The organism is Pontixanthobacter rizhaonensis (genome assembly GCF_012972675.1).
GTDB lineage: Bacteria > Pseudomonadota > Alphaproteobacteria > Sphingomonadales > Sphingomonadaceae > Pontixanthobacter > Pontixanthobacter rizhaonensis.
Genome location: NZ_JABCRE010000003.1, coordinates 579,941 through 596,402 on the forward strand (window position 1 = coordinate 579,941; position 16,462 = coordinate 596,402).

A 16,462-nucleotide genomic window follows, 5' to 3' on the forward strand; every position below is an offset into this window, starting at 1 on the left:
ACAGCAAGAAAATAACAAAGGCACACAGTGTCTGACGGAGCACGGCGGATGGGTACCAGTTCTTCCACAACATCGCGATTGGCGGATCAGGCCAAGCTGGTGAACGCACTGACCACGCATATGGGCGAATCGCTGCTACCGGGAGAGGCGCCATTCGCGGCAGAGCGGCTCAAAGAAGCGGCGGCCTTTGTGATCGATACCGCGGCCCAGCGCGACGCCAAACGCTCTGCCCTCAGCCTCACCAGTGCGAGCGATGAACGCCGCTTTACGCGCATCGCCATCGTCAATGATGATATGCCGTTTTTGGTGGATTCAATTGCTGCCACGATTGCCGCCCAAGGGCTGGCAATCGACCGGCTGGTCCATCCGGTGGTCCCAGTTCAGCGTAGCGATACAGGTAATCTGGAGGCAATTTCCGGCAAAGACACAGCCGATGCATCGCGCGAATCGATGATTTACATCGAAACTGCCCGGATCGACGCCAAACAAAGGCGGGAGCTGGAAAAGGCCCTGCGCACCACGCTGGGAGATGTCCGTGTCGCAGTGAGCGATTGGCCGAAATTGCGCAAAGCTGTGATAAAAGATGCAGAGCAGATTGATGACACAGAAGGTGCCGCGCTTCTCAGATGGCTGGAAGACGGTATGCTCACACAGCTGGGGCATTTGGTGCGCGGCCGCGATGGATCCCAATCGGGTGCCTTGGGGATTTGCAGACGGAGCGCAAAGGTGCTTCTGGCAGACGCGTCTTATGACCGGGCATTTGCGTGGTTTGATGATCCAGCCAACGCGCACGCCAATCTGCCTCTGATTGTTAAGGCTAACAGAGTGGCTCTGGTCCATCGGCGTGTGCCGCTTGATCTGTTTATCGTTCCGGTGAAATCCGGCGGCAAAGTGGTCAGCCTATCGATCCATGCCGGTGTCTGGACCAGTGCGGCATTGGCAGCGGTGCCCACAGAAGTACCGCGCCTGCGCACCCATATGACCGAGCTGATGGACAAGTTCGGTTTCGACAGCAGAGGCCATGCCGGAAAAGCCCTGGTCCATGCATTAACCGCCTTGCCGCATGATTTGATTATCGGTTTCTCATCGGCAGATGTGGCCCGTATCGCGGGTGCCGTCATGAGCCTGGTCGACCGGCCGCGCCCGCGCCTCGCGATTGTGCAGGCCCCGCTGGCCCGCCATTTGTTCGCCTTTGTCTGGCTGCCGCGCGACATGCTCTCCACACAGGTCCGCCAAGACATCCAGCGATTGCTCGAAAAAGGCGCTGGCGCGGAATTGCTCGATTGGAGCTTGCAAGTCGAAGGGGGCAATCTCGCCACTTTGCGCTTCGTGCTGGATATCCGGGCTGGCGGCACCGATTGGGCTGAAGCAGAGCTGGAACAGCAATTGCAAGATATGCTGCGCGGTTGGCCAGAGGCGGTTGAACAGGAATTGGCCGGTTTTGAAGATGCTGGCCGTGCCGCTGCGATTGCTGCGCGCTTCGCCGATATTTTCCCGCCCGCTTACCGCGCCGCTTACGGCGCACAAGAGGCAGCGCGCGATATCCGCCGTATGCGGCCCTTGATCGCAGGCGAAAGTTCGGATGACAGCGTTAGCGGTCAACGCGATGCGCGCCTCTACCGTATGGATAGCGACCCGGAAGGTTGCCTGCGGCTCAAAATCTATGAGCATGAGGGCGCGTTGCCCTTGTCCGATGCGGTCCCGGCGTTGGAAAATTTCGGCTTTGAAGTCCTGTCTGAAGTCCCCACGACATTGGGTGATGGCACACTCGGCACAATTCATGACTTCATCATTGAATTGCCCGAAGGCGACGCCATCACTGACATTCTGGCCCGCGCCCGCCCCATCGAAGCGGCCATCACGGCTGTCCTGAATGAAACAGCAGAAGATGATCCGTTTAACCGGCTGGTCATTGGCACCGGTCTGTCAGCGGGCGAGGCCGAATGGCTCCGCGCCTTTTATCGCTATCTCCGCCAAGCGGGGACGACTTTCACCATCTATACAGTCGTCGATGCATTGTACCGTGCCCCGGATGTAACCCGGGCACTGATCCGCCGGTTTGCGGCGGCGCATGATCCGGAATTCTCCGGCGATCGTCGGGCAGCCATCGATGCTGCCGAAGCCGCGATCAAGCAAGGCCTGGCGAAAGTGGCAGCGATCAATGACGATCGGCTGCTACGCCTCTATCATGCGCTGATCAAAGCGATCCTGCGGACGAACAGTTTTGCGCCGGCAGCAGCGGAAGCGCTTGCTTTCAAGATACAGTCCGACCTGGTACCAAACTTGCCAAAGCCAGTGCCGTGGCGAGAGATCTTTGTCTATTCGCGCCGTGTCGAGGGGATCCATTTGCGGTCCGGCCCCGTCGCGCGTGGCGGGCTGCGCTGGTCTGACCGGCGGGACGATTTCCGCACGGAAATACTCGGCTTGATGAAGGCCCAACGAGTCAAAAACGCCGTTATCGTGCCGACCGGTGCAAAAGGCGGATTTTATCCCAAGCAACTGCCTTCACCCGTGAAGGACCGTGATGCTTGGGCCGCTGAAGGCCAAGCGAGTTACGAGCTGTTCATCCGCACATTGCTGTCGATTACCGACAACATCGTGGATGAGAAAATCGTCCACCCGGAGGCCGTGCTCCCAACCGACGGGCAAGATCCGTATTTTGTGGTTGCCGCAGACAAAGGCACGGCGCGGTTTTCTGACGTCGCCAATGCGATCGCGGAATCGCGTGATTTCTGGCTCGATGATGCGTTTGCGAGTGGCGGTTCCAACGGATATGACCACAAGGCTATGGGTATCACCGCAAAGGGCGCGTGGGTATCTGTGCAGCGGCATTTCCTGGAAATGGGTGTCGATGTCCAAAACGATCCGGTGAGCGTGGTCGGCTGCGGCGATATGTCGGGCGATGTGTTCGGCAATGGTATGCTGTTATCGCAATCAATCCGCCTGATGGCTGCTTTCGATCACCGGCACATATTTATCGATCCCAACCCAGATGCCGCAGCAAGCTGGAAAGAGCGTAAGCGGATGTTCGATCTGCCCCGCTCCAGCTGGGAAGATTATGACAGCAATCTGATATCCAAAGGTGGCGGGGTCTATTCGCGGTCCGCCAAGATCATCAAACTGTCCGCCGCGGCGCGCAAAGCGCTGGGCATTGATGCGGCTGAGATCGAACCAGAGGCGCTCATTTCAGCCATCGTCAAAGCGCCGGTCGACTTGCTGTGGTTTGGCGGGATTGGGACCTATATTAAGGCCGCTGCTGAAAATAACGCAGCGGTTGGTGATCCTGCCAACGACACGCTGCGCGTTGATGCGAAAGACTTGCGCGTCAAAGTGATTGGTGAAGGTGCCAATCTGGGCGTCACTCAAGCCGCGCGGATCGAGTTTTCGATACTGGGCGGCCGGATCAATACCGACTTTATCGACAATTCCGCCGGTGTTGATTGCTCCGATAACGAGGTCAATATCAAGATCGCATTGGCCGCCGCGCGGCGATCCGGCAAATTGTCGGAGAAAAAGCGCAACATATTGCTGGCGGAAATGACCGATGAAGTGTCAGCGTTGGTATTGGAAGATAACCGCCTGCAAGCTTTGGCTTTGTCTATCGCTGAACTGGGCGGCGCCAAGGCCGCAGATTCCCAATTGCGGCTGATTGAAACGCTGGAAGATCGCGGCGCGCTGGACCGGCACACAGAAGGGCTTGCACCCAATGATGTCCTATCCCGCCGGGCGGCTGACGGGATCGGCCTCACCCGGCCCGAACTGGCCGTTCTACTCAGCTCGACAAAACTGGTCTTGCAAGACAAGATCGAAGCGAGCGGGCTGCCCGATGATGCCAGTTTGGCAGGCTCGCTCAGCGATTATTTCCCGACCCCGATGCGCAAAACATACAGCGGGGAGATCGAAACACACCGTCTTCGCCGGGAAATCATCGCGACCAAATTGGCAAACCGGGTCATTAACCGGTTGGGCATTGTCCACCCATTTGAACTGGCCGAGGAAGAAGGTGTGGGACTGGCCGATGTCTGTGGGTCTTTTGTCGCCGCCGAACGATTGTTCAATGTAGATGGCTTGTGGGCGAAGCTGGAAACAGCGGCCATGCCGGAACATGCCCGCTTGATGCTGTTTGATCATGTTGCGGCTGCCATGCGCAGCCAGATGGCAGACTTGCTGAGGGCCGGCGCGAGCCTTCACTTACCGTCGGAAATGATCACTCGCCTGCAAGATGGTGTCACTGATCTGTCTGTGACCGATGGACTGCTTGCCAAAGAGACACAGCATCTCTCGAGCAATCTTAAACAGCAGTTGGTCGATGCCGGTGCGCCAGAAGCTATCGCGGCCGAAGTCGCGCATCTGTATGATATGGACGGCGCCATCGGTCTTGCCGCTCTTGCACGCGATGCCAATATTGAAAGCCGCCCGCTGACACTCGCCTTTACAGATTTGGGCGAACGGCTGGGGCTGGATTGGGCGCAGGGCACAGCCGCGCTGATGAACCCGTCCGATGTGTGGGAGCGCTTGCTGGTGGCTGGACTGGCCAGAGATTTCCAGCAAATGCGGTTGGAATTCCTGCGCCGGATTGCTCGTCGCAAGGGGGCCAAGGATGATCCCGCAAAAGCGGTAGCTGGCTGGGCGGCAAAGCATGAAAATGCGATTCGGCAGTTCCGGTCCATGATTGGCCGCGCACAAACGCAAACGCCTGTTGCCCCGGCAATGCTCGCGCAAATTGCCAGCCAAGCCCGCAACCTATTGGGTCGCTAAAAGAAAATAGCGGGTTGACCAAGGGCGCAATTCGTCCGACGCATTTGGGATGGATCACGCAGATATTATCATCGTGGGAACCGGGCATGGCGGCGCACAAGCAGCCATTGCTCTGCGCCAAAATGGCCATGAAGGCACCATCGCAATGGTCGGGCGGGAGCGCGTTGCCCCCTATGAACGTCCGCCTCTGTCAAAAGAGTATCTGGCGCGGGAAAAACCGTTTGAACGGCTCTATATTCGTCCACCAGCCTTTTGGGAGGATAAGAATGTCGATCTCCGGCTGGGGCATCCCGTGGTGGAGATCGATGCGATGCGCAAAGTCATCACGCTCGGCGATGACAGCCAGATGTCTTACCGAAAGCTGATTTGGGCCACTGGCGGGGATGCGCGGCGGCTATCCTGTCCAGGTTCCGATTTGGACGGCGTGTTTACAGTGCGCAATAAGCCCGATTCTGACCGGATCATGGCGGCGCTCGATGCAGGCGCGCAAAAAGCCGTTGTTGTCGGTGGCGGTTACATCGGCCTGGAAGCCGCCGCTGTCCTGCGCAAACTTGGCCGCGAGGTGACCGTACTCGAAGCATTACCGCGCGTTTTGGCCCGGGTAGCAGGCGAAGAACTTTCCGAATTTTATCAAGCAGAACACCGCGCCCAAGGCGTCGATATCCGGCTTGAAACCAAGCTTGAAAGCATAACCGGTGAAGACGGTAAAGTCACCGGGGTTTTGCTCGAAAGCGGTGAAACCATTCCCGCTGATTTGGTCATAGCCGGGATCGGGATCGTGCCATCTGTCGGCCCGCTGATCGCCGCTGGTGCATCTGGCGCAAACGGGGTCGATGTGGACGAAGTGTGCCGGACAACCTTGGAAGACATTCACGCCATCGGTGACTGCGCAGCCCATGCCAGTGCCTATGCCGAAGGCGCTGTGATCAGGGTGGAATCGGTCCAGAATGCCAATGACATGGCGACCACCACTGCCAAATCCATCATGGGTGACAAACAGCCTTACAAAGCGTTTCCGTGGTTCTGGTCAAACCAATATGATTTGAAACTGCAAACCGCCGGTCTCTCTATCGGTTATGATCAGACAGTTCTGCGGGGCGATCCGGCGGACCGGAAGTTTTCGGTTATCTACCTGAAAGAAGGCCGCATCATCGCGCTTGATTGCGTCAACAATACGAAGGATTATGTCCAAGGGCGTAAGCTGATCGAAGCGGGAATTTCACCGGATCCCGCTGCACTGGCAGACACGGAGATTTTGCTTAAGTCGCTGCTGTAAGTTCTGCCAAAGCCCACTGGGCAGCTTCTGCGACCACCGGATCACTATCCGCGCACAGCGCCTTGACCGGCTCAACCAGCGCCGCCGCTTGCGAATTGCCTGCCGCAATCAGACAATTGCGGACGAACCGGTCGCGCCCGATCCGCTTGATGGGTGAGCCGGAAAACAACGTGCGAAAGCCGGCATCGTCCAAGGTCAAAAAATCCGCCAGATCGGGCTCGTCCAGTTCGGCGCGCGACGTGAAGGATTTATGGCGTGCGGCGGTTTGGGCAAACTTGTTCCATGGGCATACCGCCAGACAATCATCGCAACCGTAAATCCGGTTCCCCATTGGTTTGCGGAACTCTTCTGGAATCGGCCCCTTATGCTCGATCGTAAGATAGGAAATACAGCGCCGCGCATCGACGATATAGGGTTCGGGAAATGCATCTGTCGGGCACGCATCATGACAGGCAGAGCATGAACCGCAGCGATTTTCATGCGCGGCATCAGGCGCGAAAGGGACGGTGGTGTACATCGCGCCCAGGAATAGCCAGCTGCCGTGATCGGTGCTGACCAAATTGCTATGCTTGCCCTGCCAGCCAATGCCGGACGCTTCGCCCAAGGGTTTTTCCATGACCGGGGCGGTATCGACGAAGACTTTCAATTGCGGTTCTTCCAGACCAGCCTTCTTGGCTTCCGCGACCAGCCACCGCGCAAGCGCTTTCAGCGCCTTCTTCACCACATCATGATAATCGCGCCCGCGTGCATAGACAGAAATGCGCGCCTTCTCTGGCTGATCCTCCAATGCCAACGGATCAACATCGGGCGCGTAGCTCATGCCCAGCGCAATCACGCTCTGCGCCTCTGGCCACATAGAACGGGGGCCCTGACGCACATCGGCGCGATCCTCCATCCAGCCCATCGCTCCGTGATGGCCCGCCTCCAGCCAATTGCGCAGCCGCTGTGCCCGTACAGGATCGTCTTCAGCCGAGGCAAAACCCACGCTGACAAAGCCCAATCGCCGGGCCTCGGCAACCATCCGCTGCTGCAAATCCTTGATAAGCGTTCCAGTAATTACCGGCGCGTTAACCATAATTGGGGTTGCTCCCGTTCATACGCGGCGCGTAACCGGCATCTATGGATATGCCGCTAAGCGATACACTCGCGCAAGACAATGCTCCCCAAACCGCAGACACCCGCCCGCTCGCCATTGAAGCGCGCGGATTGGTGAAGGAATTTGCAGGTACACGCGCCGTCGACGGCGTCGACCTGTCTGTGCCTGAGGGAGCGATTTACGGCATATTGGGACCAAACGGGGCCGGCAAGACGACCACTATCCGGATGCTGCTGGGCATTATCGATCCCGATGACGGTGTTCGCCGTATATTCGGCCATGATGAACCACACGAAATCGCGAAACTGATCGGCTATCTGCCCGAAGAGCGCGGGCTATATCCTGCAATGAAGGCCTATGAAGCGATTGGCTTTATGGGCGCGCTGCGCGGATTGCCGCTGGAAGAAGGCAAAGCGCGCGGCCGTGAATTGCTTGAACGGCATGATCTGGGCCACGCAGCCGATAAGCAAATCCGCCAGCTGTCAAAAGGGATGGCGCAGACGGTGCAATTGCTGGGCACGCTGGTCCACCGGCCTAAACTGGTCGTGCTCGACGAGCCATTTTCCGGTCTCGACGCGATCAATCAGGGCAAGCTGGAGCGGATGATCCGCGAGCTTGCCGATAATGGAACGACGGTCATTTTCTCGACCCATGTTATCCATCACGCAGAGCGCCTGTGTGAAGGCGTGGCGATTATCGCTGGCGGTAAAGTGCCCTATGCCGGTTCCGTCGAGGCCGCGCGCGACCGTATTCCGGCGCAAGTACGCCTGGAAACGCGCGAAACCGATGGCCGTTGGCGCAGCGCACTGCCCGATGATGCCCGGCGCGAAGGGGATTTCTGGTATTTCTCTTTACCCGAAAGCGGCATTGAAACCCTGCTGCGGGCGCTGATCGAGGGCGAAGCAGGCATTCAATCGCTATCCATCGAACGCGCCGGTTTGCACGATGCCTTTGTCCATATTGCCGGGGAAGCTGCGGCACGCGCTCTGGAAGCCGACAATGCGGCGGAGAATAATTGATGAGTAACCCGACCGCCTCCCACCATGCATCGTCACGGCTCAGCACTTTGCAAGCCGCCTATGTCATCGCGCGCCGCGACTTTCTGGCGATTTTGTTCAGCCGGGCTTTCCTGTTCTTTTTGCTGGGCCCTCTATTCCCGATCATTGTCGGCGGATTGGCTGGCGGCATCGGTAGCGAAGTCCAACGCGAGGCCACAGCAGCAGAGATCGGCATCGCCATGAGCGAAGCCGACAGCGCTGCAATGGTCGCCTCCGCAGCGCAATTGCGAGAGGAACTGGGCGGATATATCCCCCCATTGGTCACCCTTGACGAGGAGCAGAAAACGCTTGAGCCGGTTGAAGTGCTCAAAACCAAGCGCGGCAATCTGGCCGCAATTGTCAGCGGGACCCCTGCTGAACCCACATTGGTTGCACCCGAAGGTCAAATCGACCGGTGGCGAGGCCAGGTGAGTTTGATCGCCGCCAACAGTGTGGGGGCTTCAGCAACGCAGTTCCCTGACATCACATTTGAAAAAGTCGCCACCAGCGGCGCTGCTGAAAAGCGCAATCGCATTCAAACCGCACAAGCCGGGCAAATGCTATTGTTCCTTCTCACTATGCTGCTGGGCGGAATGGTGCTGTCCAATCTGGTTGAGGAAAAAGGTAATAAGATCATCGAAGTGCTCGCCGCAGCGATCCCGATGGACTCGGTATTCCTCGGAAAGCTGTTCGCAATGCTTGGCGTGTCTTTTGTCGGCATCGCAGTGTGGGGCAGCGTGGGCGGCCTGATCTTCCTTGCTGGCGGTTTCAGCATGGGCAGCTTTGCCGCACCGGCAGTGGGTTGGCCCATCTTCCTGGCACTCGGAGTGGTCTATTTCGCGATGGGTTATCTCATCCTTGGCTCGTTGTTTCTGGCGATCGGATCCATGGCCGCGACGGTGCGCGAGGTACAAACGCTGTCCATGCCGGTGACCATGATGCAGCTGATTGTGTTCTTCTTCGCCAGCTATGCAATGGCGAAGCCGGGAACAGCGGTGGAGCTGGCGGCCGCGATTTTCCCGTTTAGTTCACCCTTTGCAATGCTGGCACGCGCCGCCCAAGTCGACACATTGTGGCCGCACGCGCTCGCTATTGCATGGCAAGCCATTGCGGTTGCGATCTTCGTGAAAGCCGGGGCGACATTATTCCGCCGAAAGGTCATGAATTCAGGACCGCGCGGCGGAAAGAAAGCGCGCTGGTGGCATCGCCGGACCAAAGCTGATGCATAAGCGCGGCCAAACACCAGACCAATGACACGTGCAGCGACGGCAATAAACGGACGGTTGGGCGCAACGTAATTCCAGACACCCATACAGTTAGGTCGCAAACCGCAACTTACTATTGACATTGATGTAAGGAAGGTCAGGATACTCTCATAAATCGACACTGCGACAACGCGGTGCGGCATAGGAGAGAATGTCATGGCAACGATTGCCCCGGAAAAAGCAGACGGACAGCCCGAATATCCAACCTCGCCAACCGCGTATGAGGTTCTGCTCAAACATCTGGAAATGCATCCGGAAGATACGCCAACGCATACCCACCCCTATGATGTTAGCCGCAGCGATATTTACGCGGAAGACCGGTGGCAGCCAATCTTTGCCGAAATGCGCGCCAAAGGCCCGCTCCACTATGTACCCGAAAGCCCTTATGGCGCTTATTGGAATGTGGTATCCAACAAGGCGATCCAGCACATTGAAGCTTTGCCAGAACTGTTTTCCTCCAGCTGGGAACATGGCGGCATCACCATTCTGGAACGCGAGGAAGAGGCGGGTCTGGAACTGCCGATGTTCATCGCGATGGACCGGCCCAAACATACCGGCCAGCGCCGCACTGTCGCGCCTGCATTCACTCCGGCGGAAATGAAGCGGATGGATGATGAAATCCGCCGCCGCACCGGCGAATTGCTCGATTCCCTGCCCGAAGGCGAAGTGTTCGACTGGGTGGATACAGTCTCAATCGAACTCACCACAGGAATGCTCGCCATTTTGTTCGGCTTCCCATGGGAAGACCGCCGCTTGCTCACCTATTGGTCCGATTGGGCGGGCGATACGGAAATCGCGACAGTCAAAGATCTGACTCAGGAACGCGAAAAAGTGCTCCACCAGATGGGCGCCTATTTCCAGAAATTATGGATGGAGCGCGCGCAAGAGGAAGAACCCGGCCCCGATCTCATTTCGATGATGATCCATTCGCCCGCGATGAACCAGATGGACCCGCGCGAATTTATGGGCAATCTGATCCTGCTGATCGTGGGCGGCAATGACACCACCCGCAACACGATGTCGGGCATTATCCATGCTTTTGACAAATTCCCTGACCAGCGTAAATTGTTCGAAGAGCAGCCCGATTTGATCCCCAACGCGGTGCAGGAATGTATCCGTTACCAGACGCCGCTGGCCCATATGCGCCGCACTGCCAGTGAAGACACCGAACTGTTTGGCGAGCAAATCAAAAAAGGCGACAAGCTGGTCCTGTGGTATCTATCTGCAAACCGTGATGAAGCGCTGTTCGACGATGCTGAGAAGCTCGACATTACCCGCGAAAATGCCCGCCGCCATCTGGCATTTGGCTACGGCATTCACCGCTGCGTGGGTGCGCGTTTGGCAGAATTACAGCTGCGGATTTTGCTGGAAGAAATGCACAAACGACGGATGCGGGTGCATGTTGCCGGTGATGTCGAACGGGTGAAAGCGAATTTCGTGCATGGCTTCCGCAAGTTGGAAGTGGAAGTCACGAAGTTTTAGGGCGTTCGGATGCAACTTTTGGCGCTGTCCCGTCGTATATACTCAGTGAGAGAAACTTTTCGCCCGAGGATGCTATGACGGACAGCCCATCATCAAACCGCCGCCAGTTCATTGGTTTTTTGTCTGCCGGGGCAGCATTGCCGCTGCTGTCGGCTTGCGGCAGCGCGCCTGCTGATGCGAAGAGCTTTCCGATCACGCGGACCGATGCGCAATGGCGCGCCAAGCTGTCTAAGTCGGAATATTATATTCTACGGCAAGCTGGAACAGAACGGCCCTACAGCTCGCCGCTCGACAAGGAAAAACGCAAAGGCACCTTTATTTGTGCCGGATGCGATAACCGGCTCTATTCCTCCTCCACCAAATATGACAGCCGCACCGGTTGGCCCAGTTTTTGGAAACCCTTGCCTGGCGCCATTGCGACCCAGACCGATTACAAAATCGGATATCCGCGGACAGAGGTTCTCTGCGCCGATTGCGGCGGGCATTTAGGGCACGTATTTAATGACGGGCCGCAGCCAACCGGCAAGCGATATTGCATGAATGGCGCTGCGATGGATTTCATCGCTTCCTAAGCCTTATCTCAACCCCGTCTATTTCCGGCTAACGGATTTTCCAAATGCCGAATTCAGCGGGCTGGGCTGGCTGCCCATCCAGCGGCACGGGTTCCAACCAATCGGGCGTATCGCCAGCAATCAGAAGCGCCGCCAATCCGTCTGGATTGCCGCGTGCGTACAGGTTGGCTTCGGCCAAGTCCGAACACATCAGGATATACCCGGCACCGCGCTGCTTCGCGGCCGCGCGGGCATCCTCAATCGGGCCAACGAACGTCAAAATCACATCGCGCATAGCCATCTCGGCCCGGTGGTGACTGGTCGCGACCACGCTATGATGGGATTCCAGCAGGATAGATGGCCCTGCATCCAGCGGGGCCAGAATGGTGCCAGCCGGAAGCAGGTTAAGCTTGGCCGCTTGCCCGCGCAGGTCACACCGGGCATCGGTCACCGTCGGGCTGATAGGGTGTTCCCCCCCAGACTGAGCACCGGACTGATTACCGGTCGGCACATCGCGCGGCGTAAGAGCCGTATACAAAGAGACCGGTGATGATGGCAGCAGCACCACTATGATCGCGCCGCTGGCTAGCAATTTCCCCGCCAAAGCGGGCGCAGAGTGCAGCTGCTCCAGAAGTTTCGTGACCAGCCAGCCAAGCGGGATAGCCGCCAGCAAAGCCGCAAAAGCCGCGGCGCGCCATACCAGCAGCGCCAAGGCAATACTTGCCAGCAAGAGAAATGCATATTCTGCCCACCGCAGGCGCTGCTCGGGCTTGCCCTTTACCGCCAGCATGATGGCAGCCGCCAAGCCAACCAACAGTTGAAACGCCATCGGAAGCGCGCTTGCCAATTCCTGCTCCCACAGCGGCCGGCCTTCAGAAATGTGCACGTACCAGTAATCACGGACCACTGGATCAAGCTGTGCAAATGGCGTGGTCAAACAAGTGGGCGAGAAACTGCCAAACACAGCAATGCCCAGCGCGCCGACACAAGCAAAGGATAAGAGCCAGGCCCAACGTGGGAGCGCTGGCAACAGCGCAATCACCGCTGTCCCCAACGCAGTGATGCCAAAGAACGCCAGATGCGCAGGCGACACAGCATCGCAATATTGCGCCAGATCACCAAGCCCGCGGGTGGTCAGGAAAATGACCGTCAGCCCCGCTGCCAGGCTCACCATGTAACTGGCCAGCCACGAGCGCCCTGCGTGATCGCGCAGCCACCTCAGCGCCAGCACTATGCCTGTCGCGGCAACAAGCGGGAGGATCTCCAACGAAATACTCAAACCCAGGGCCATTGCGAAACCGGCCATGCACCCGCCCCTGATGGCAGAATTATGCGCGACGCCCCATAGCGACGCCGCAACCATACCAATCTGCCACCCATGATGATCAATCCGCATCGGCTGAAGCTGGAACACCAGCGGGGCGAGCAGGCCGAGAGTTAGGCAGGCAAAGGTCATGGCTTCAACGCCCAGCCATCGCCGTGCCAGACCGCCAATGATGAATAATACAACACCCAAAGTCAGAAGCGGAACCGCAATCAGCGTCACAGTTTCAGCCAGCGATGCGCCCAATAACGGTGTCAGCCCTCCAATCAGCAGAGCAAGCGGCAGATCAACCAGTCTTGACCAATGCATTTGCGTGCCGGTGACGGGATCGATCCGGTATTGGGTAACATCCCACCAGCTTTGCCCGGCGAGCAAATCGCGGATTTGCACCAGACGCAGGGCATCATCCGGATCGGGAAATTGCCCCCGCATTAAACCTTGCAAACCGCTGCCGATGAAAATCAGCGACAGCACACTCCAGATGACAGCGATCCGCGCATTGGGACCGCTTAGCCAAGCAGCTATTCTTTGCAGGGCCGTGGTATGAGCTGCTTTTGCCATAGCCAGAGGGGACTATTGGGCCGGTTTGAAAACAACGCGGCTGCGCAAAAGCCATGTCAGTGTGAAGCTGGCAGCAATGGCAATCAGCTTGGCCGGGCGCGGATCGAACGCCCAATAATCGGCCGTGCCGACAATCATAGTAGTCAGTGCCAGACCAGCCAATGCAGACATGACAAACAGTGCCTTCTGCTTGGTCCGTTCTTGGCCGCGCTCTGCCACGGTATCGGTGAAAACAGTCCGGCTTGAAAGCAGCCAATGCGCCAGAATACCGGCGCTATATCCAATGGCGGAGGCAGGTGCGGCCAGCATTCCAGCCGCCAACAGCATCAGGAAACAACCGACATCAACCGCCAATGCGCCAACGCTTGCCAGCAGATATCTCAGCAAGCGAATGTCGCGCAATTTATGGAAAATCTCGGTCACTGCTGCCCCCAAATACCGGCTAGGCCACTTTGCGATCGGGCGAATCATCCGTGTCAGTATCACGAATGCGTTCAGGTACCGGCATCAGCGATTGCAAGGCAGCTGCCTGATCATCGCTTACTGGCATATAGCCTGCTTCGCGGGTCGGCATGACTTTCTCATCCCCTTCATCTCCCGCTTCGTGATATTCGGCATCTTCATTGACGCACCATGTGTCGTATAACCGCTCACCCGCGAGGATATTCTCCGTCGTCAGCATCGCGGTCATCATCGCGTGATCTTGGTTATTATACCGGTGCATTCCGTTGCGGCCGACCAGATGCAATGTTGGATGTTTCTCTTCCAGCTCTTGCCGCATCACATCGACATTCGCGGCATAGTCTTCATCATAAACGGGATAGGCTTTTTCCTGACGGACCACCGCGCCGCCAATCACATCGGCAGGATCGCACAGACCCAAAATGGCCATTTCTTTCTTGGCCAGTTCGATCAGATCATCATCGGATGATGACCACAGACCGTCATTCTCGAAACAGAAATATTCCAGGCCGACACAGGCAACGCCCTCATCCGGGACCATTTCCGGCGACCAGCTGCGGAAGTTCTGCACCCGGCCAACCTGCACCTTGTCGTCATGGATATAAATCCAGTTATCGGGGAACAGATCATCCGATTTAATCTTGAGCGCCACGGTCAGGAAATCACGATATTTCAAGTCATTCGCTTGCAGGGTGCTTTCGGGCAAAGGATGCATCCGCTTCGCCAACTCGCGCATCGGGGCTGAACTGATCGCATCTTTGGCTTTGACGACAACCGTCTTGCCATCCTTATCGGCGGCACGCATCCGCCAGCCGCCTTTACCGTCAGATGCCAGCTGTTCCAGGCCGTGGCCCATAATAATGGTGCCGCCAGCAGCCAGAATCTTGTCACGCGCGGCGTCCCACATCATGCCCGGGCCGAGGCGCGGATAGCGGAATGTTTCCAGCAGCGTTTTCGCAGCTTGGCCATCATTGGGTGCCTTGTTCAGACCCATCGACCGCTTAAGACCATCGATCACCGCGCTCCACAAAGACAGACCCTTAATCCGTTGGGCGGCCCAGTCCGCGCTCATTTCGTCGCATGGCATACCCCAGACTTTCTCGGTGTAAGTCTTGAAGAAGATTGAATAGAGTTTCTTGCCAAACTGGTTGGTCGTCCAATCCTCAAAGCTTTTCACTTCTGCAATGGGAAACAGTTTGTAACGCAAATAGCTGACCATGCAGGCAGTCGAGCGTAGAATGCCCAAATTGCCGAGCGCTTCAAATGCGCGCAATGGATAGGAATAGAATTTGCCTTCATAATAGATCCGGCTCATCCGTGGGCGCTGGATGAAATCATCGGGCAGGATTTCATCCCACAGATCGACCACTTGCTGGCTTTTGGAGAAAAACCGGTGCCCGCCAATGTCGAAGCGGTAACCTTCATGCTCCACCGTGCGGCTGATCCCGCCGACATAGGTTTCATCTTTTTCGATAATGGCAACGCTTTTGCCCTGCTTAGTCAGCAGATACCCTGCGGTAAGCCCGGCTGGCCCAGCGCCAATAATGGCAACGTCGACGTCCAGTTCGTCCGGGACAACCCGCTCGTTTGACGTTTCGTTCGGTACTTGCGGACAATCGCGCTTGCTCATTTAAGCCCCCGTTTAGGTGTGTGAGGCTGGGGTGAAGGAAATTGGTTAGCGCAAAGTTAACGCGGCCCTAAAAAGCACACGCCGTCCTGCCCCTATCAAGTCGATTGCCGGGCAGTCGCCGCAGGTTGGCGGCACGCGGGATTCGGCGCGGCACGTGCGTTGCGGCTATGCAACCGGTCAATCAATGCCGCCAGATCGACGAGCGAGAATGTCGTATCCAGCACCAATCCATAGGCCTGGCCTTTGCGCCAGCGCACCCGTGCCTCAATATCAGGCAAGCCCGGGGCCTTGATCCTTAGCGGCTGCCCGATCGCAAGTGCGGTGTCACAATGGATTAGCCCACCTTGGCGGGACACATTCGCCAGCTGTGCGGGAATGGGGAGACTATCCCCTTCTATCTGAAGCGGCAGCTCCACATCGAACCGCAGGTCCCGTTTGGGATATTCACCCGTCGCCATAATGATGTCTTCAACATCGATCGGCGTGTGAAACTGGAAGCCGGCCTCGCCGTCTTTCTGCCAAACCATTTCGGCGGGATACACATCGCCGGTCGGGAATTCGAGTGCCGTCCGTTTCCCTTCGGGAACCGGATGGAAACTCTTGATGCTTGCACCCGTCATGGAGATATCACGCACCACACAAAGATACTGCCTGTCTTCGATGATGAGCTTGGCCGTGCGGATAAGCAACGTGAATCGCGGGGCTCTGCGCTCTTCCAAGTCCAATGTTTCCGCTTCAGACGGCGTATGATCTCTAGCTATGTGCACTACTTTCCCCAAACGTCATTCACACCAATGGAGCTGATGTCTGGACCAACGTTATAGGAAGGTGGTTACCGCTGCTTGGGTCCGGCAATATGGAAAAACGCCTATCGCAGCAGATCGTGGTAGTTAACGCGCCCGCCGATGGCTTCCGGGGGTGGTACGGGTGACTGGACTCGAACCAGCACGATCAAAGATCAGGGGATTTTAAGTCCCCGGCGTCTACCATTCCGCCACACCCGCATATTTGCCGGTCCAC

General features: G+C 57.4%; 11 protein-coding genes and 1 tRNA gene. 6 read left to right on the forward strand and 6 right to left on the reverse strand.

All coding sequences use genetic code 11. The annotated features are described in order from the left end of the window. Positions 1-48 precede the first annotated feature (48 nt). Together HKD42_RS10570 and HKD42_RS10575 are read left to right on the forward strand one after the other, a co-directional pair. Positions 49-4,758, forward strand: coding sequence for an NAD-glutamate dehydrogenase (locus tag HKD42_RS10570; protein WP_170014053.1), 4,710 nt, complete (start codon positions 49-51; stop codon positions 4,756-4,758). Positions 4,759-4,807: 49 nt separating this feature from the next. Continuing rightward, complete coding sequence (locus HKD42_RS10575) at positions 4,808-6,034, forward strand: NAD(P)/FAD-dependent oxidoreductase (RefSeq protein ID WP_170013157.1); 1,227 nt, start codon at positions 4,808-4,810, stop codon at positions 6,032-6,034. On the opposite strand, the gene queG is transcribed toward HKD42_RS10575, so the two are convergent. Beyond that, positions 6,018-7,109, reverse strand: a complete 1,092-nt coding sequence (gene queG, locus HKD42_RS10580; RefSeq protein ID WP_170013159.1) for a tRNA epoxyqueuosine(34) reductase QueG — start codon at positions 7,107-7,109, stop codon at positions 6,018-6,020. The genes HKD42_RS10575 and queG overlap by 17 nt on opposite strands. A 50-nt stretch (positions 7,110-7,159) precedes the next feature. On the opposite strand from queG, the gene HKD42_RS10585 reads away from it, so the two are divergent. The 4 genes from HKD42_RS10585 (at position 7,160) to msrB (ending at position 11,486) form a co-directional block, all read left to right on the forward strand. Further along, on the forward strand, positions 7,160-8,149 hold the full coding sequence (locus HKD42_RS10585) for an ABC transporter ATP-binding protein (protein ID WP_170014055.1): 990 nt from the start codon (positions 7,160-7,162) through the stop codon (positions 8,147-8,149). After that, a complete protein-coding gene (locus HKD42_RS10590; protein WP_170013161.1) occupies positions 8,149-9,396 on the forward strand; it encodes an ABC transporter permease in 1,248 nt (415 codons plus the stop codon). Before HKD42_RS10585 ends, HKD42_RS10590 begins: the two co-directional genes overlap by 1 nt. A 192-nt stretch (positions 9,397-9,588) precedes the next feature. Beyond that, positions 9,589-10,914, forward strand: a complete 1,326-nt coding sequence (locus tag HKD42_RS10595; RefSeq protein ID WP_170013163.1) for a cytochrome P450 — start codon at positions 9,589-9,591, stop codon at positions 10,912-10,914. Positions 10,915-10,988: 74 nt separating this feature from the next. After that, positions 10,989-11,486 carry a peptide-methionine (R)-S-oxide reductase MsrB gene (gene msrB / locus HKD42_RS10600; protein WP_170013165.1) on the forward strand — a complete coding sequence of 166 codons (498 nt, stop codon included), beginning with the start codon at positions 10,989-10,991 and terminating at the stop codon, positions 11,484-11,486. Positions 11,487-11,514: 28 nt separating this feature from the next. On the opposite strand, the gene HKD42_RS10605 is transcribed toward msrB, so the two are convergent. The 5 genes from HKD42_RS10605 to HKD42_RS10625 form a co-directional block, all read right to left on the reverse strand. Beyond that, the gene (locus tag HKD42_RS10605; protein WP_170013167.1) at positions 11,515-13,350 is read right to left on the reverse strand and encodes a hypothetical protein; all 1,836 of its coding nucleotides are present in this window, start codon (positions 13,348-13,350) and stop codon (positions 11,515-11,517) included. Positions 13,351-13,362: 12 nt separating this feature from the next. After that, entirely contained in the window at positions 13,363-13,773 is a 411-nt protein-coding gene (locus HKD42_RS10610) for a GtrA family protein (RefSeq protein WP_343042333.1), read from the reverse strand. Between the two features lie 19 nt (positions 13,774-13,792). Beyond that, complete coding sequence (locus HKD42_RS10615) at positions 13,793-15,442, reverse strand: NAD(P)/FAD-dependent oxidoreductase (RefSeq protein WP_170013171.1); 1,650 nt, start codon at positions 15,440-15,442, stop codon at positions 13,793-13,795. Positions 15,443-15,537: 95 nt separating this feature from the next. Next, entirely contained in the window at positions 15,538-16,209 is a 672-nt protein-coding gene (locus HKD42_RS10620; RefSeq protein ID WP_170013173.1) for a PilZ domain-containing protein, read from the reverse strand. Between the two features lie 152 nt (positions 16,210-16,361). Then, a tRNA-Leu gene (locus HKD42_RS10625) sits at positions 16,362-16,446 on the reverse strand. Between the last annotated feature and the right edge of the window lie 16 nt (positions 16,447-16,462).